23 protein-coding genes are annotated in these 14,982 nt (G+C 53.9%); 17 read left to right on the plus strand and 6 right to left on the minus strand.

Annotated features, from left to right (window positions below; all coding sequences use genetic code 11):
- Together BR04_RS06470 and BR04_RS06475 are read left to right on the plus strand one after the other, a co-directional pair.
- Window positions 1–404, plus strand: a 404-nt coding sequence (locus BR04_RS06470) for a terminase gpA endonuclease subunit (RefSeq protein ID WP_496355188.1), incomplete at its 5' end; no start/stop codon positions are given.
- Between the two features lie 41 nt (window positions 405–445).
- Window positions 446–640, plus strand: a complete 195-nt coding sequence (locus BR04_RS06475; protein ID WP_496355189.1) for a hypothetical protein — start codon at window positions 446–448, stop codon at window positions 638–640.
- 137 nt (window positions 641–777) lie between these two features.
- Here the strand turns inward: BR04_RS06475 and BR04_RS06480 are convergent, their stop codons facing one another.
- From BR04_RS06480 to BR04_RS06495, 4 genes are all read right to left on the minus strand, one after another.
- Window positions 778–906: a hypothetical protein gene (locus BR04_RS06480; protein WP_496355190.1), complete on the minus strand. Its 129-nt coding sequence runs from the start codon at window positions 904–906 to the stop codon at window positions 778–780.
- 126 nt (window positions 907–1,032) lie between these two features.
- Window positions 1,033–1,368, minus strand: coding sequence for a YkgJ family cysteine cluster protein (locus tag BR04_RS06485; protein WP_496355191.1), 336 nt, complete (start codon window positions 1,366–1,368; stop codon window positions 1,033–1,035).
- Window positions 1,369–1,391: 23 nt separating this feature from the next.
- Window positions 1,392–2,240 (minus strand): hypothetical protein, encoded by an 849-nt coding sequence (locus BR04_RS06490; protein ID WP_496355192.1) that lies wholly within the window; start codon window positions 2,238–2,240, stop codon window positions 1,392–1,394.
- Window positions 2,241–2,280: 40 nt separating this feature from the next.
- Complete coding sequence (locus BR04_RS06495; RefSeq protein WP_496355193.1) at window positions 2,281–2,958, minus strand: hypothetical protein; 678 nt, start codon at window positions 2,956–2,958, stop codon at window positions 2,281–2,283.
- A 432-nt stretch (window positions 2,959–3,390) separates the two neighbouring features.
- Between BR04_RS06495 and BR04_RS06500 the strand changes: the two genes are divergently transcribed.
- The 4 genes from BR04_RS06500 (at window position 3,391) to BR04_RS06515 (ending at window position 7,161) form a co-directional block, all read left to right on the plus strand.
- Complete coding sequence (locus BR04_RS06500) at window positions 3,391–3,999, plus strand: BRO-N domain-containing protein (protein WP_496355194.1); 609 nt, start codon at window positions 3,391–3,393, stop codon at window positions 3,997–3,999.
- Window positions 4,000–4,228: 229 nt separating this feature from the next.
- Window positions 4,229–5,032 carry a BRO-N domain-containing protein gene (locus tag BR04_RS06505; protein ID WP_496355195.1) on the plus strand — a complete coding sequence of 268 codons (804 nt, stop codon included), beginning with the start codon at window positions 4,229–4,231 and terminating at the stop codon, window positions 5,030–5,032.
- A 255-nt stretch (window positions 5,033–5,287) separates the two neighbouring features.
- Entirely contained in the window at window positions 5,288–5,707 is a 420-nt protein-coding gene (locus tag BR04_RS06510; RefSeq protein WP_496355196.1) for a hypothetical protein, read from the plus strand.
- Window positions 5,708–6,039: 332 nt separating this feature from the next.
- Window positions 6,040–7,161, plus strand: coding sequence for a Fic family protein (locus BR04_RS06515; protein WP_496355197.1), 1,122 nt, complete (start codon window positions 6,040–6,042; stop codon window positions 7,159–7,161).
- A gap of 194 nt (window positions 7,162–7,355) precedes the next feature.
- Here BR04_RS06515 and BR04_RS06520 read toward each other — a convergent pair whose 3' ends face one another.
- Both BR04_RS06520 and BR04_RS06525 read right to left on the minus strand, forming a co-directional pair.
- On the minus strand, window positions 7,356–7,802 hold the full coding sequence (locus BR04_RS06520) for a hypothetical protein (RefSeq protein WP_320358711.1): 447 nt from the start codon (window positions 7,800–7,802) through the stop codon (window positions 7,356–7,358).
- Window positions 7,799–8,083: a hypothetical protein gene (locus BR04_RS06525; RefSeq protein WP_496355198.1), complete on the minus strand. Its 285-nt coding sequence runs from the start codon at window positions 8,081–8,083 to the stop codon at window positions 7,799–7,801. Before BR04_RS06525 ends, BR04_RS06520 begins: the two co-directional genes overlap by 4 nt.
- Before the next feature lie 324 nt (window positions 8,084–8,407).
- Here BR04_RS06525 and BR04_RS06530 point away from each other — a divergent pair, with 324 nt between their 5' ends.
- The 11 genes from BR04_RS06530 to BR04_RS06580 all read left to right on the plus strand — a co-directional run bounded on the left by BR04_RS06530 (window position 8,408) and on the right by BR04_RS06580 (window position 14,963).
- On the plus strand, window positions 8,408–9,763 hold the full coding sequence (locus tag BR04_RS06530) for a S49 family peptidase (protein WP_496355199.1): 1,356 nt from the start codon (window positions 8,408–8,410) through the stop codon (window positions 9,761–9,763).
- The gene (locus BR04_RS06535; RefSeq protein ID WP_496355200.1) at window positions 9,760–10,140 is read left to right on the plus strand and encodes a DUF2190 family protein; all 381 of its coding nucleotides are present in this window, start codon (window positions 9,760–9,762) and stop codon (window positions 10,138–10,140) included. The genes BR04_RS06530 and BR04_RS06535 overlap by 4 nt, the downstream gene beginning before the upstream one ends.
- Before the next feature lie 57 nt (window positions 10,141–10,197).
- Window positions 10,198–11,193, plus strand: a complete 996-nt coding sequence (locus BR04_RS06540) for a hypothetical protein (protein WP_496355201.1) — start codon at window positions 10,198–10,200, stop codon at window positions 11,191–11,193.
- 93 nt (window positions 11,194–11,286) lie between these two features.
- Window positions 11,287–11,592 (plus strand): phage holin family protein, encoded by a 306-nt coding sequence (locus BR04_RS06545; RefSeq protein WP_496355202.1) that lies wholly within the window; start codon window positions 11,287–11,289, stop codon window positions 11,590–11,592.
- A complete protein-coding gene (locus BR04_RS06550; protein ID WP_496355203.1) occupies window positions 11,592–12,062 on the plus strand; it encodes a hypothetical protein in 471 nt (156 codons plus the stop codon). Before BR04_RS06545 ends, BR04_RS06550 begins: the two co-directional genes overlap by 1 nt.
- Entirely contained in the window at window positions 12,050–12,229 is a 180-nt protein-coding gene (locus BR04_RS06555; protein WP_496355204.1) for a hypothetical protein, read from the plus strand. Before BR04_RS06550 ends, BR04_RS06555 begins: the two co-directional genes overlap by 13 nt.
- Entirely contained in the window at window positions 12,226–12,573 is a 348-nt protein-coding gene (locus BR04_RS06560) for a hypothetical protein (RefSeq protein ID WP_496355205.1), read from the plus strand. The genes BR04_RS06555 and BR04_RS06560 overlap by 4 nt, the downstream gene beginning before the upstream one ends.
- Before the next feature lie 3 nt (window positions 12,574–12,576).
- The gene (locus BR04_RS06565) at window positions 12,577–13,296 is read left to right on the plus strand and encodes a hypothetical protein (RefSeq protein WP_496355206.1); all 720 of its coding nucleotides are present in this window, start codon (window positions 12,577–12,579) and stop codon (window positions 13,294–13,296) included.
- On the plus strand, window positions 13,293–13,724 hold the full coding sequence (locus BR04_RS06570) for a hypothetical protein (protein WP_496355207.1): 432 nt from the start codon (window positions 13,293–13,295) through the stop codon (window positions 13,722–13,724). The genes BR04_RS06565 and BR04_RS06570 overlap by 4 nt, the downstream gene beginning before the upstream one ends.
- 12 nt (window positions 13,725–13,736) lie before the next feature.
- Window positions 13,737–14,504 (plus strand): phage tail tube protein, encoded by a 768-nt coding sequence (locus BR04_RS06575; RefSeq protein ID WP_496355208.1) that lies wholly within the window; start codon window positions 13,737–13,739, stop codon window positions 14,502–14,504.
- Between the two features lie 42 nt (window positions 14,505–14,546).
- Entirely contained in the window at window positions 14,547–14,963 is a 417-nt protein-coding gene (locus BR04_RS06580) for a hypothetical protein (RefSeq protein ID WP_496355209.1), read from the plus strand.
- Window positions 14,964–14,982: the final 19 nt, after the last annotated feature.

Raw genomic sequence — 14,982 nt, forward strand, 5'->3', positions numbered from 1 at the left:
AGCTGCGCTCCGGCGCGCGCCTCATGCTGCTGGATCCCAACCGGCTCAAGACCTCCTTTTTCGAGCGTCTGGAAAACGCCATTCAGGGCCGTGGCCATGCGGGCTATCTCCATGAAGGTGTGGCCGAAGGATCGGACTATCTGCGCCAGATCACGGCGGAAGAGCTTCGGGAAGAGGCGGGGCGGCAGGTCTGGGTGCAGCTTCGAAAGGACAATCATTTTCTGGATTGTGAGTGCATCGCCCTGGCTCAGGCCCTCTGGGAATGGCCCGGCGGCGGCGTGAACCTTCTTCAGGATCGGGTGAATGTGGTGGAAGAAGCCGCCCCGCCGCCTCCGCCCCGGAGGCCGAAGGGGGAAAGGCCGGAGAAGGGGCGCAAACTTCCCGGCTGGCGGGACAGGATGTGAACCATGGAATTTTTTACAACGGACAGCATAAAGGAGGCAGCATGAAACCCAGCCCTACGGCCCTTGTGGGCTTAAAAGAAATTTGTGCTTATGCGCGGATGAGTGCACCGAGGCTGAAGATTGCCATTCAGGTGCACGGCTTTCCTGCAAAGCAGCTCATCGGAACGGAGTGGCAGTCGGACATGCAGCTTGTGGATGAATGGCGGCGGGAGAGGATTGGGCGGGGTGCTGCGTGAGGGGAAACGTCTATGAGAACCTGACATGACCACGACGATGCATTTGAAAAATAAAAACCATTAACAAATTGATAAAATTAAATAAATTTGCAGTGGCCATTTTCAGGTCAATCATGTTGTTCGGTTCAAGTCACGCTTCATTTAGTAATGTGCTGTGATTTACTCTCCTTTTGTTTCGTATTGGTTGATATTAACGTGCAATGAATTTCTTTTTTAGCAAAGTTTTTAATTAGGCTTAAAACAGCCTCTTTCTTTACAATTGGCATTGTACCTCCTTAGAATGTTAATAATTCAATCTCGCTCAGTAAGATTGTTAATAAACAAAGATGCGATAAGATAATCAGTGAAAACATTTACTTCTCCTGACAAAAACTGCTCGCCAGAAGATGAGTCTAAGCATTTGTATTTTTTTTATTATCCAACTCACTCACATTTAAAATATCGCTACGAGGCCAACCTTCGCACTGTGCGGGTTTAATCTCATGGATTGTACATTGATTATCCTGTGAAAGAAAAACGCACTGTCCCTTTATATCTTTTAAAAAAAAAACTGTTATTTCTCCAAGTTCAGTATCTAAAAGCTCTTCATATGAATAATTGTGAATAAACTCTTTATTTGTTAGCCCTAGCTTGTGAGAGATTCTTTTAATGTCTTCAGGGAATAGGATCACACCATTTTGATTAGAAAAGTTTTTACAACAGTCTCCACATAAATTGCAGTATGCCATGGTTTGTTTCCTCTCGCAGTCTACTATTCTTTAACAAGTCTATACTTTAATATATACCTATTACCTAAAATGAGATTATTAATATTCCAGGATATTATTCCTTGAGATGCCGAGAGTTCAGGGTTTGCTATTCGAGCAATCTCAGTTCTGTTAACAACACCAGCGTTATCTAGTACAATTTTAGGGGTCATTATTATGAATTTATACCCACCTGGAGCAATAAATTTAAGATTCGCTTTTTGTACAGGTAAATTTGCTGGAATTCCTACATATGTACCATTGTCAGAGAATGCATCTTTTTCAGTTTCTGAAGTGTCTATTCTGATCTCATACAAAAAACTTTCTTTTTTTAAAAGAGGAGGGTCAATGACGCTTGACCATGAGATCATTCTGATTCTTTTTGAAAAAAAACTAAGTCCCATTTTGTATATGCTAGACCTTGAGTCTGTCATTTTTCTTTCACTTTTTTTGTCAACAACAGAGTAATTAAATTTTATTTTATCTGGTTCTACAAACCAACCAAAATTATCAAATGGTATCGTCTTAACAGGAGTATTACCTATGTTAGTGACTTCATAAACGCTCCTCATTATGCAATCACCAGTCTCGCTTATCCTCCACTCATGTTCAATATTCTGGTATATAGGTTTCTCCGTATTTCTGTCTATCCAGTTTATTTTTTGCCATCTGTCAATCAATCTGTAAATAGTGGCTAATAGCAAATAAATAAGGATAATAGCAATATATGAGACTACGAAATAAATACTAATTTCATTATGCCATAGTGCGATTCCCACTGCACCAACACTAAAAATTAGTGCTGTCAAATTTGAATGTATAATTTTTTTCAAGATCTTTATTGTTTCTATCACGTCTTTCTTCTCTTACAAAAAAAGGGGTCAAAAAAAGAGGTCAGACCTCTTTTAGCCTTAAGCGGGTTGAATTATCATAAGATTTATATCTTACACATAGGTCATTAACAGTAACCGAAACCACATCAAGACAAGTTTTTGCAAAAACTGGTTCAATAACCAATAAATTCATCCAGCCTGATATCCCAATATTTTTTTCTTCTAACTCATAAATTTTATCTTTATTTGTTTTTTTTAATCTGTCTATTCTACCGTTAGTATGTGCAATAGCATTACGTACAACTGCAAGATTTTTTAGCTTGCTCCATTGTTCATTTTCTACTACCAAAGGAAAATTGAGAATATGTTCAAAATATTTTTTTGCTTTATCTAGCAAGTTTCCACTTAAGTCATCTATCCCTAACTTGACCTTTTTCTTATCTTTTAATTCGTCAGCGATCTCCAGCATTGAGGCCTCAAAAACTGAATACACTGAAACTATGAATGGAGACCAAAAAATCCTTGGATAAAAAATATCGATTTTGTGATGCACTTCTTGCAGTTCAGATATTAGATCCTCCTCATCCCTGAAAAACCCTTTTCCCCTTTTTTCTTCAAGCTTACTATGCTCTTCGTCAATCAATCGTTTTACATTACTTTCAATAATATAAAATTGATCATTCAAGGCGCTTAGCTCAAGCTTTATATCTATAAGTCGAAGATCCAAGTCAAGTATCATAATTTGTCCATAAAATTTGAATGAAGAGGCATAAACTTTTTTAATTCACCCTCAAAAAAGCGATCCTTTTCCATATCCCACCCATCCGCCCCTGACAAGCCCTTGCGTCCGTTTTCCGTAGTTTTCCGCCTTTTTCCCCCATCCGCAACAGCGTCTTGACATTCCATTCCGGTCTGGGTACTGTTTTCATGCTGCGGCAAAAAACCGCAGTCGGGATTCGCACCCCCGAAAGCAGAGGAGCTAGCGCCCTCCACCATGAAAGAAATGCAGGCGCATTTTTTGCGCCCTTGCTCACCCTTATGGCGGAGCTGTGCGGGGCTTCTTCGGAAGCGCCGGTTCTCCTTTGCCCGGTAGTGCGAACCCGCTCAGCTCCGTCTCCCTTTTCGCACAAGGGCGGCGGATTCCCAGCTATCACCAGCAAAGGAGACCGTCATGACACAGAACCTGCCCACCACTGCTTTCACTTTTCAGGATCACACCGTAAGAACCCTCACCGAAGAAAACGGAAGCCTCTGGTTTGTTGCCAGAGATGTTTGCGATGCCCTGGGCATTTCGTGGAGGGGCAACACACTGGACAGTATTCCGGAAAACTGGAGGGGGATGCGGAGTTTCCGCACCCCCCTCCAGAACCAGCACGGGGTGTACGGCGAACAGGAACAGGAGTTCGTCACCATCAACGAACCCGCCCTGTACAAGCTGGCCTTCCGTTCCAACAAACCCGCCGCCGAAGACTTCACCAACTGGGTGGTCTCGGAAGTGCTTCCCGCCATCCGCAAAACAGGCCGTTTCTCGGTGACGGCTCCGGCCCTTGCCACGGAAGCCCCGGACAGGGAAGACCAGATCCGCCTTGCCCGCAAGCTCGTGACGCAGGTGAACGCCATCCTCCGGGATCTTCCCACCCTTGGCCGCCTGTATCAGGATATGGGCGTTTCCGTAAATGAGATCCTCCGTGCCCTCTGCGTCCTCAACCCGGATATCCACCACGAAGCCTTACTCCAGTCCCTCCGGAATCATGATACCGCAGCAAAACCCCGGAACTGATCCATAAAGAAAGCCCCTGCATCCTTTTCGGTGCGGGGGTTTTTGTTTTATCCAGCCAAGCCCCCAACCCCCGTCAAACAAAATCAAGCCCCATTCAGCAAAAAAGAACACCCCTCCACGCACATCTGAGCAGCCCATAAAAAACACCCCCCATCCCGGCCCTATACTCCCCGCAGAAATTATCACCTGAAAGAGGTCTGACCCCTTTTATGAAAAAAGGAAGCGGGACATGGATACAACGGTACAGGTTTTTGAAAATCGGGAGTTTGGGCAGGTAAGGATTAAGGACATCCACGGGGAAAACTGGTTTGTTCTGGCGGACATACTGAGGGCCATAGACACAAGCACGCCGCCGCATGTTGCAAAGGCATCCCTGTCAGAGGTTTTCGGAGATGGGGGAATTGCTGTTACCCCCATCCCGGATGCCCTCGGAAGAATCCAGGAGTCCACCATCATCAGCGAGCCCGCCATGACCTACCTTGTGGCCCAGAGCCGTACCGAAACGGCAAAAAAGCTGAACAGGTGGATTCACGGGGATATCCTCCCCTCCATCCGGCGCACCGGGGCATATCAGATCCCCCGCAACGACCACCCCCTCAAAATCCTGATCCAGAAGGATTTTTGGGCAGCGGAATGTGTTGCCGACATGCTCCGGGTTTCCGATGACTCCCGGCTGGCCCTTTGTTATGCCATCTATGACCGCCATGGTCTGGATAAATCTGTACTGCCCCAGTACTCGGAAGCACCCCGTCCGCGCATGTCCGCATCGGCCCTTTTAAAAAAACACAACGTGGACATGAGCACCATCAGATTTAATCAGCTCATGGTGAACAATGGGATGCTGAAGGAGCGGGAGCGCACCGGAGCCAGTGGGGCGGTCAGAAAATTCAAGAACCTCACGGATCTGGGTCTGGCTTTCGGCGAGAATATGGTTTCCCCGCAAAACCCCGGAGAAACCCAGCCCATGTATTATGAGGATGCCTTTGAGGATCTTCTCATGACCCTGACCATGGGGACGTCTCAGGAGCCGTGATGGGTGCTGACACATCCTGCACCGGTCTGTACCGTTTTTATAAAAGGGATCAGAACCCTTTTCGCTTTATCTCCAGTCCCTCCGGGATTATGACTCCGCAGCGAAACCCCGGAACTGATCCATAAACAAAGCCCCTGCATCCTTTTCGGTGTGGGGGCTTTTTCTTGTCCGGGATTGATCTTTTTTCCGCCATTTTATAGGGTGGAAGCTTCGAAAGGGGCTTTTGCCCTTTTTCTTTCCTTTATGAGGTGATGTATGGGTGAAAGCCGGGTGATTTCCAGATTGCAGGATTTACAGGACAAGGCCGCAAAACGTCAGGCGCTGGTTGAAAAGCTGAAGGCGGAGCTTTCCCTTCTCCATGGCCCGTCCGGGAAAGCCCCCTCCCACGATGCCCTCCGCAAGGCCCTGAACGCCTATCTTGAACAGGGCAAAAGCCCTGAAGCCCTTTCCGCCGAAAAAGAAAAGCCTTCCCTCACAGAAGAAATCCGCCGCCACATGGCCGCGCTGAACATGCTGCCCTCCCGCACGGCACAGGACTATCTGGATGCCGCAGGTATCCCAAAAAGCGCAGGGGAAGCCCTGGCATCGGACTGGCGGAATGTGGGAGCCGCACTCTGGGATTCCTGGGCAAAGCATCATCATAAGGGAGAAGGGGCGGGGCATGGACAGCGGTGATCCGATGACGGGTCTGGCCTATATTTTCATTACGGGCAAAAAATCAAAGTAAGCTCCGGGTGGAGAGACCCCGGAAGCTTCCTGTCAGATAAAAAAGCCCCTGCATCCTTTTCGGTGCGGGGGCTTTTTCTTGTCCGGGAGCCGGGCAGAAAATTTTGTTGCTCATATTCTTTAAAAAATGAGAGACAAGCTTCTTTGTTTTGCATAGATTAGAAACAAAGGGTCTTGCTTCTCATATTCTCGCAAATCTGAGCAACAAACGCCCTTGTGCGGAAGGGATGGGAAGCAAAGGCCTGTCCGTCATTTCCTAAAAAATCCCTGAGGAGCAGACGATGTCCCTGAATCTGGATCAGGCGGTTCATTATCATTACGATGCCTTTCCACCGGAGCGCCTTGATACGGGACGCTTTCTGGAAGAGCTTCTGGATGCCACCGCCGCCATGGCCCGCTATGATCAGATGCTGAAGACCATGCACAACAGCGAAATTCTTCTTGCTCCCCTGCGGAGTCAGGAAGCGGTGCTTTCTTCCCGCATCGAAGGCACCATCAGCACCATGGATGAAGTGCTGATGTATGAGGCGGAATCCGACGGCTCGGACAGAAACACTTCTGAAACCCGGTCCGATGTCATTGAAACCGCCCTGTATCAGCGGGCTTTACGCGGGGCGCAGCAGGCGATGGAAGACGGGTATCCCCTGTCCCAGTTGCTCATCCGGGGAGTTCACCAGACCCTGCTTTCCTTTGGAAGGGGAGCGGCCAAATCTCCCGGAGAGTTTAAGAAAGAGCAGAACTATCTGGCAGACAAAATGAGCCGTAACATCCTCTTTGTTCCCATCAGCCCGGAACGCCTGCCGGAGGGCATGGACAGGCTCTTTGCCTATATCGGAGAAAGCAGGCATCCCGCCCTCATCAAAACCGCTTTGGCCCATGTGGAGTTTGAGGCCCTGCACCCCTTCAAGGATGGTAACGGGCGGATCGGCAGAATGCTCATTACCCTGATGCTCTGGTCTTCGGGGATCATATCCGCACCACATTTTTACATCAGCGGCTATTTTGAGGAAAACCGGGATACCTACATCGACGCCATGCGCCGGGTTTCAGAAAAGGGAGACTGGGAGGACTGGTGTCGGTTTTTCATGAAGGCGCTGGCGGTGCAGGCGGGAAGGAATCTCGATACCGCAGACCAGATCCGCTCCCTTTACGATGAAATGAAACGGGTTTTTGCGGAAGTGCTTTCGTCAAAGTGGTCCATCGAGGCGCTGGATTTTGTTTTCACCTTCCCGGTTTTCACGGTCAGCCGATTCAAAGAAAAAAGCGGTGTTCCCGCTGCAAGCTCCGCCCGGTTCACCACCTTGCTGCTGGAAAAGGATCTGATCCGTAAAGTGAGGGAGGCAAGCGGAAGAAAACCTGCTGTTTATGCCTTTGAACCTCTGATGCGGCTGGTGAGGGTGTAGGAAGGGGTTTTTCTGATGCCCGGAAGCCCGGCCCTGATCCATAAACAAAGCCCCTGCATCCTTTTCGGTGCGGGGGCTTTTTGCGTCTGGAGGTCAGTGGCGCCCTGGGGCAGGCAGTGTTCTCATTTTTCCACATCAAATGATGTGGAAAAACAGGAACTGGAGAAAGGTCGGGCAGGCCCTTTTCTCAGTCTCTATTTGTTTCTGTCCATATAGCTTCTAATGCCAAACCCGCTGCCAAGGCCGCCAAGGAACACGGCAAAAAGCTTGATGACCTCCCGGTACAGTTCCTTGTCTGAGCCGACCAGAAAAACGGTGGCGAATATGAACAGAACGGCAAAGACAAGAACGTATATCAGGGTGTATTTTCTGTTTTCTGCTGCATCCCTGAAAGACCTTTCATCATCTTTTTCGGCAAGTTCGAGAATTCTGGTGATGTGGGTTTCATTGATTTTGTCCACAAGGGGATGGGGAACCGGCCCCAGCCTGTGCATGGACATCCCGATTTCCAGAACCTTCCTTGCTTCCGGGGGAAGCCCTTTAAGCATCTCCGGCTCCACAAAACCCACGTCATTTTTTTCAGAATACCCCTTGCCTTCTTCTGGGGCGGTATCCTTTGTGTTTGTTTCCGTATCCGTCATTGCAGCAACTCCCGAAGGCGGCCTGAGCTGATTTTACTGACCAGCACCTTTTCAATGCGTTCGGATATTTCTGCACCTGAGTAGGATGCAGCGGCCTGCCGGACAAGGGCTTCAAAGGCCTGATCATCCATATGGCCTTCATTGCGGAGACGTACTATATACCGGATGAGATTCTGAAAAGCGGTGCGCCGGGCCTGAGCAAGGGTGTCGCTTCTGTCTTCATGGAAAGCCATGGAGACAAAAGGATGCTTCCCTGACTGTCCGTATGTGTTCAAATACATATGCCCTCCGGAACACGGATGGTTTATTGCACGTAAAAAAATCTGCTGGCAGCAGTATAGCATGATAGACGGCAGGAGCAATGCCTGCTCGTTTATCCGGATCAGTGGTAGCCATTCCCGCAGATCATGACAAGGTTTTTATGCCTTACACCCTCCACCCCCCGTCAAGCAAAATCAAACCCCATTCAGCAAAAAAGCCCCCCCATCCACGCACATCTGAGCACCCCATAAAAAACGCCCCCCATCCCGGCCCTATACTCCCCGCAGAAATTGTCCGTTTTTCTGCGGGGACTTTTCCCCGTCTTTCCCCAAGGCGAGGATGCTATGCCCTTCCGGATGCTGGAACTTCTCAAAACAGAAATCTGGGCCGCTGCGCCTTCGGCTCTGGATGCCCTGGCTTCGGCCCTGCGACACCCCACCGCTGCCCCTTCTTCCCAGGCCCCTGATCCGGAGCCGTTCACCCGTTCCGGCGGCATTGCCCTTCTCCCGGTCACGGGAACCCTGTCTCCGGATTACGGCTATGCCGGGGCCTTTGCCCCCCTTCGCACGGGATACAAAGGCCTGCGCCAGCAGTTTGATCTCGCCATGGCAGACCCCGGCATCCATACCCTGCTGCTCTGTTTCAACTCCCCCGGCGGCACGGTGCAGGGCTGCAAAGAGCTGGTGGATCACATGGCTTCGGCCAAGGCTGCATCGGGCAAACGGGTGGTGGGCTATGTGGACGGAGCCTGCATGTCTGCGGCTCTGTGGCTTTCATCGGTCTGCGATGAAGTCGCCGCCCCGGCCACGGCCTTGGTGGGCAGCATCGGCGTGTTGCAGATCCATGCGGACTGGAGCCGCTTCAACGAAAAAACGGGCATCACCTTTTCCTATCTTTCGGCGGGAAGCTTCAAGGCCCTGCCCAATGCGGACACCCCCCTCAACGACACGGGCCGGGCCTATGTTCAGGAACGTCTGGACAGGCTCTACGCTATTTTCACGGAATCCTACGCCAGCCTCCGGGGGCTTTCTCCGGAAGCCATCCGGGCCACGGATGCCCGGATCTATCTGGCGGAAGACGCCCTCAAAGAAGGGCTGGTGGATCGCATCACCCCCGGCCTCGAACCCTTTATGGCAGCACTCAGGGAGGAAAACATGGATGTGAACAAACTCAAAGCGGAGCACCCCGCCCTTTACGCCCAGATCAAGGCCGAGGGCGGGGATGCGGTGCGTGCGGAACTGGCACCCAAAATCAGCGCGGCCGGGGAGGATATCCTTTCCATGGTGGCCATGGTGGCGGGGCCGGAAGTTTCGGGCAAAATCCGCACCCTTCAGGGGCTGGGGCTGAAGGCGGATCAGATCAAAGCCATGGCCGATGCCGGGCTTCTGGCTCTGGGGGCGCAGGCCAATCCCCAGACACCCGCCCCTGCTGCCCCGGCTCAGAACCCAATGGCAGGCCCCACCCCGGCCCAGATTCTCGCGGCCTTGCAGGCGGCCACACCTCCCGCCGTTGCTGTGGGGGGATCACCTGCGGGTGCAGCGGCCCTTCCCGGAAGCGGCCCGGATTTCCTGACGCTGGTGGAAGGCCACATGGCGGCCAAGGCCTGTTCCAGAGGCGAGGCCATGCGGGAGATGCAGGCCAAGCATCCGGAAGCCCATAAAGCCTACATCCTCAGCCTTCAGAAAGGCGGTGCCGCATGAGTTTCGTTCTCGGGCCCAGATCCTACGAAGTGGGAACAGGCGGTGTGGAGTCTTTCCGCATTGTGCAGTTTGACGGGGACAAGGTGATTCTGAACAGCGCAGCCGGAACACCCATCGGCTTTGCCACCACCTATGCGCTGGAAGGGGAACGGGTGTCCGTGCAGCATCTTGGGGTGGACGGCACCTGGGAGCTGGAAACCGCCGGAGCCGTTACCGCCGGGGGCTTTGTTTTTGCGGCGGATCAGGGGCGGATTCAGGCCCTTCCCGCAAGCGCCGGGACGTACCGGAAGATCGGCATTGCCCTGAAAGGGGCGGCGGGTGAAGGGGAGATCATCGAGGTGCTGCCCTATGATTTTCATGCCAGCGTAAGCGTTTAGAGGCCCTCACCCCGGCCCTCTCCCTGAGGGAGAGGGGGTTAAAGGAAAGGAAATACCATGCGCGCCACCAACGGCAGTCTTATCTGGCGTCCCGATCTGGGCGCTACCGTACTCGAAACCCTCCGCGATCCCTCGGAGGGCTATATCGGCCTTTCGGTCATGCCTGTGCATAAGGTCATGGCCAGAGGCGACACCTATCCCGTGATTCCTGCGGAAGTGCTCTTTTCCGATGAAGACGTGGACCGCTCCCCCAGGGGCCGGTACCACAGGTCGGAATGGGAGTACGAGCGGGGGAAATATGCGGTGTCGGAAAAGGGCCACGAAGAAGCTTTAGATGATGTGGAATGGGAAGAGCTGGAAAACCAGCGGGCCGGACTGGCCGAGGAAATCGCCACCCGCCGCACCATGGCCATCATCCTCCGGGCGCAGGAAAAGCGCATTGCCGCCCGGGTGATGAACCCTTCGGTATTTACACCCCACAACGTGGCCAAAAAATGGAGCAACCCGGCGGAAGGAACGCCGGTGCAGGATATCCGGGACGGCAAAGCCGCCTTCCGCCAGCAGTGCGGCATGGAGCCGGATGCGCTGGTGCTCTCCTGGCAGGTGGCGGAATGGCTGAAGGCCAATGGCGAGATCCGGGAGCAGCTCAAATTCACCTTCCCCGGCATTGACTTAAACCGCCTTACGGCGGATCAGCTGGCCCAGATCCTGAACGTGAAGACCGTGCTGGTGGCGGGTGGGATGCGCAATGCCTCGCCCAAGGGCAAGCGGCTGGTCTTTGAAGACATCTGGACGGACACCCACGCCGCGCTGGTAAAGATTTCTGCCAGCTACGACATCACGGAACCCTGTGTGGGCCGCACCTTTGTCTATGCCAAAGATGCCAGCTCGGAGCCTCTTGTGGAGCAGTACCGGGAAGAGGCCCTGCGCTCAGAGATCATCCGGGTGCGGCATGACGTGGATGAAGCCTACCTGCGCTCCTACTACGATGATGGCCGCATCCGCACGGATGTGTCCGGCAAGTGCTGTTACCTCATCGGTGGAATCAAATAGCCCTCTTTGGTGAGGATCGGGATGAGGGTCAAAGCCCCCTCCCCCCCCTGGGAGAGGGCCGGGGTGAGGGCCAGACAACAAAGGAGACGCGGCGTGCGGATACCGGAAGAACTTTTTAAAGCCTGCATGGAAGTCGCACCCGCTGTTCTGCTGGCCATGCTGGGAGGGATGGTGAGGATGCTGCAAAACCCCAAAGCCTTTTCGTGGTGCTGGTTTTTCGGCGGGCTGCTCATGAGCGCCTTTGTGGGCATCCTCGTCTTTCTTCTCATTGCCGATGCCGAGGCCGTGTCCCCCAACTTCCGGGCCGCTGTCTGTGGCGTGAGCGGCTATTCCTCCGCCCAGATCCTGGGTCTTCTGGAAAAGAGAGTGCTGCGGGCCGTGGCAGAAAGGGGAAAATGATGCACCCCTTCATGAGCGCAGGCTTTGCCCTGCTGCCAGAAGCCATGCAAAGCCCTGCGGCCATGGCCATGCTCTACGCCATTGGGATGCAGGAATCCCGCTTCCTTCACCGTCGTCAGATCCGGGGGCCTGCGCGGGGCTTCTGGCAATTTGAAAAGGCTGGCATTGCTGGGGTGCTGAACCACCCCGCCACGGCCATCATCATCCGCCGGATTCTGATAAGGCTGCGCTACCGCGTGAGCGTGGAGGAAAGCCATGCCGCCATCCAGCACAACGACGCCCTGGCCTGCTGCTATGCGCGGCTGCTGCTCTGGCCCATCCCGGAACCCCTTCCAGGGCCGGATGAGCCGGAGGAAGGCTGGCGTCAGTACCTTGCTGCATGGAGACCCGGAGATCCCAGGCCGGAAACCTGGAACGGATATTTCAAGGAAGCCCTGCGGCTTTCCATGGAGGGAAAATGGACATCGTAACAATGGAACCCGGAACCCTTATCGCTCTGGCGGTTATCGGCCTTGGCTACGGGCTGGCCTCGGACATCATCGGAGAAAGCCCCCTGCCGGACAGCTCCGTGGCCGGGCTGGTGTTTCGTCTGGGCCGTAAAGCCGGGGAATGGATACGGGAAAGGATGCGCAGATGATGAAGGAACTGGAGGCCCTGATCCGTTCGGATCTGGCCCATATGTATGAGGATCTGGGAGAATCTGCGGAATACCTGCCCAAGGGCGGCGGTTCTCTTCCCCTGCGCCTGAGGCGTGGGAAACGTCGGCGCTTTGAGCACCGGGGACGGTTTGTGGAAGGAATGCGGGTTTTCCTTCTCGCGGAGACCATCGCGACGCCGGATTTCGGGGATCGTATCCGGATCGGGGGGGAACTCTGGGAAGTCGCTCCCGCAGAGCTGAGAATGGACGACATGGAAACGGTCAGCGCCGGGATGGAGTGGTCTCTGGAGGTGATTTCAACCCGCCTGCCGACGTACAGGTGACCCATGCTGGAACTGTATGTGGACAACAGGGGGGAAATTGCCCTGGAAAATCTGGAAGAACTGCTCGCAAAATTTCCGGAACATGCGGAAAGAGCAGCGGCGTCGGCCCTCAGATCCGAGGGCTGGCGTCTGCAACACATCCTCAAAAACGCCATCCGTCAGAACGGGCCGGAAAATGCACCCTGGCCGGAGCTGAATCCCCATACGGCCGTCCTGAACCGGGGCAAAAAACGCTGGCTGAAAAACTGGAAATCCGTGTGGCGGACAGACCGGAAGACCGGAAAGAAACACAGGGGCCGGGAATACTGGGAGTATAAGACCGCCACCCGTCAGCGGGGCGGTGGCCGGTCTTCAGAAAAAAGCGGCATGGAAACAGACATCGCTCAACGGCGGAACCCCATGTCCAAATTCGCAGGCGCCATCCGTTATGAGTACGATGACAGTTCCGGTCTGCTGTCTGTGGGATTTGTCCGGGCCAGCTTTCAATTTCGGGAGATGTTGCAGCGGCAGATGGCCGGATATGCAACGCCGGTCACAGACCGCACCCGCAGACGGTCTTTTGCTCTGGGTTTCCCGCTGAAAAAAAGCACCTCTCAGCTGGTCACCCCTCCTCGGCCTCTGATCGGGCCTGTGTTTGCTGCGGAACAGACGACCATCCGGAACAATCTGGAGAGGCAGGTTTTTGAAAGACTCCATCATTATATAGGAGGTGGGAAATCATGAGCGTGGGGTGTGTGCTGGATCGTGTGCGGGATGTGCTCCTGTCGGATACGGGAATCAATGACTGGTGTCAGACCCGGTATGGCAGGCTGCCTGAGGTGCAGATCGGAGTGGGGATTTCTCCGCCCCCGCTGGAATCCTATCCCATGATCCTCATTCTGGAGGTGCGCTGTGCAGGGGAGCGTCAGGGCAATGCCCGCAGGCCAGTTTATGAAGTGTGGATCTCTCTGGGGGTCGTGGCGGGGGAGCCTGTGACGGACGGGCGGTGCAGGGAAATGCCCGGCATCCGGGAGGTGGAGATTTTTAGGGAACAGGTGGCTTCCGCCCTCACGGGTGCCTCCATCGGCAAGGTGGAGGTACAGGAACATGCGGGGCAGGACAGCATCGGCCCTGTGGCGGTAACGGCGTTTATGGTGACCATACAGCAATAAGGAGAACATACCATGAGTGGAAATGTACAGGCAGACAGTTTTCTGGGGTCAGGAGACCTTTATATTGATCGTCTGAATGAAGACGGATCTTCCACGGGCCTGATGGCCGCAGGCAATGCGGTGCGTTTTGCCATCCAGTCCCAGAGCGAGGTGAAGGAACAGACCTCCCGTGGCCGTTCCACCTACGGGCAGGTGATCGCTTCCGCAAACCTGCCCAAACCCTCGACCCTGGCCATTACCCTGGATCAGCTTTCTCCGGAAGTCATGGCCATGGCCTTTCTTGGAGAGGTAAAAACCATCAATCAGGGCGGTGGAACGGTAACGGATCAGGCCGTGACCCTGCTGGCCGGGGGGCGGTTTGTGGATCTGGGCAAGGGCAACATCACGGCGGAGTCCGTGGTGCTGACCAATACCGCAGGGGATGTGGCCTATGCGGAAGGTACGGACTATGAGGTGCATTACCGCATGGGATGGGTTCGCGCCCTGCCCGAAGGTCTGCTGGCTTCCGGCGGTGCGGCAAAAATCGGGTTTGCCCATGGGGCGGTATCGGGCAAGGAAATTTCCGGAGCCACACAGCCCAGCATCCGCGCCCGTTTTGTGCTGGACGGCAAAAACGAGACCAATGGCAAGCCCTGCCGGGTGGAGGTGTTCATGGCCCAGATCAAGCCGGACAGCCCGGTGGATTTCCTGAGTCAGGATTTTTCCGCCATGGAGATGAGCGGCACCATGCTGACACCTTCGGGGAAATCCACGCCCTATGTGGTGCAGATGCTGGATTAACGGGAATCCGGGGCGGGAGACCGCCCCACGGAAGGAGAGAGTATGCCGAGGGTGACGATAAAGCTGGAAGACCGGATGCTGACAGCGAGGGAGCTGACGGTGGAGGAAATCCGGGAAATCATGGATGAGCTGGATGGCCGGAGACGGATGCTGGCGGCTGTGCAGGATCGGGAGAGGCGTGAGCGGGAGGCGGGAGGAGAGACCCATGCCGAATCTCTCCTCGATATGCTGAAAAGTTATGACAGCCTGCGTTCCGGCGTAAGTCTTCTGGATATGCTGTTCCCCGGTCAGGTTCCGGGACTGGCCGTTTCTCTGTCAACGGGTCTTCCCCTGTTCGGTACGGGAGGTCTGGAAGCTTTTCCGCCCTCAGAACTGGAGAAGATTCTGGACGGTGTGGTGGCGGCAAACCCTATCTATGCGGCGATGGTCAGCAGAATGGGGCAACTCCAGAACCCCTGACCGGCGTGGACATCGACCG

The sequence above is a fragment of the Desulfobotulus sapovorans DSM 2055 genome (assembly GCF_059569355.1).

Excerpts from the sequence above, each read along its gene's own strand:
- BR04_RS06475 (WP_496355189.1), top strand. The coding sequence starts at position 446 with ATGAAACCCAGCCCTACGGCCCTTGTGGGCTTAAAAGAAATTTGTGCT.
- BR04_RS06480 (WP_496355190.1), bottom strand. The coding sequence starts at position 906 with ATGCCAATTGTAAAGAAAGAGGCTGTTTTAAGCCTAATTAAAAACTTT.
- BR04_RS06485 (WP_496355191.1), bottom strand. The coding sequence starts at position 1,368 with ATGGCATACTGCAATTTATGTGGAGACTGTTGTAAAAACTTTTCTAAT.
- BR04_RS06495 (WP_496355193.1), bottom strand. The coding sequence starts at position 2,958 with ATGATACTTGACTTGGATCTTCGACTTATAGATATAAAGCTTGAGCTA.
- BR04_RS06500 (WP_496355194.1), top strand. The coding sequence starts at position 3,391 with ATGACACAGAACCTGCCCACCACTGCTTTCACTTTTCAGGATCACACC.
- BR04_RS06505 (WP_496355195.1), top strand. The coding sequence starts at position 4,229 with ATGGATACAACGGTACAGGTTTTTGAAAATCGGGAGTTTGGGCAGGTA.
- BR04_RS06510 (WP_496355196.1), top strand. The coding sequence starts at position 5,288 with ATGGGTGAAAGCCGGGTGATTTCCAGATTGCAGGATTTACAGGACAAG.
- BR04_RS06515 (WP_496355197.1), top strand. The coding sequence starts at position 6,040 with ATGTCCCTGAATCTGGATCAGGCGGTTCATTATCATTACGATGCCTTT.
- BR04_RS06520 (WP_320358711.1), bottom strand. The coding sequence starts at position 7,802 with ATGACGGATACGGAAACAAACACAAAGGATACCGCCCCAGAAGAAGGC.
- BR04_RS06525 (WP_496355198.1), bottom strand. The coding sequence starts at position 8,083 with ATGTATTTGAACACATACGGACAGTCAGGGAAGCATCCTTTTGTCTCC.
- BR04_RS06530 (WP_496355199.1), top strand. The coding sequence starts at position 8,408 with ATGCCCTTCCGGATGCTGGAACTTCTCAAAACAGAAATCTGGGCCGCT.
- BR04_RS06535 (WP_496355200.1), top strand. The coding sequence starts at position 9,760 with ATGAGTTTCGTTCTCGGGCCCAGATCCTACGAAGTGGGAACAGGCGGT.
- BR04_RS06540 (WP_496355201.1), top strand. The coding sequence starts at position 10,198 with ATGCGCGCCACCAACGGCAGTCTTATCTGGCGTCCCGATCTGGGCGCT.
- BR04_RS06550 (WP_496355203.1), top strand. The coding sequence starts at position 11,592 with ATGCACCCCTTCATGAGCGCAGGCTTTGCCCTGCTGCCAGAAGCCATG.
- BR04_RS06555 (WP_496355204.1), top strand. The coding sequence starts at position 12,050 with ATGGACATCGTAACAATGGAACCCGGAACCCTTATCGCTCTGGCGGTT.
- BR04_RS06560 (WP_496355205.1), top strand. The coding sequence starts at position 12,226 with ATGATGAAGGAACTGGAGGCCCTGATCCGTTCGGATCTGGCCCATATG.
- BR04_RS06565 (WP_496355206.1), top strand. The coding sequence starts at position 12,577 with ATGCTGGAACTGTATGTGGACAACAGGGGGGAAATTGCCCTGGAAAAT.
- BR04_RS06570 (WP_496355207.1), top strand. The coding sequence starts at position 13,293 with ATGAGCGTGGGGTGTGTGCTGGATCGTGTGCGGGATGTGCTCCTGTCG.
- BR04_RS06575 (WP_496355208.1), top strand. The coding sequence starts at position 13,737 with ATGAGTGGAAATGTACAGGCAGACAGTTTTCTGGGGTCAGGAGACCTT.
- BR04_RS06580 (WP_496355209.1), top strand. The coding sequence starts at position 14,547 with ATGCCGAGGGTGACGATAAAGCTGGAAGACCGGATGCTGACAGCGAGG.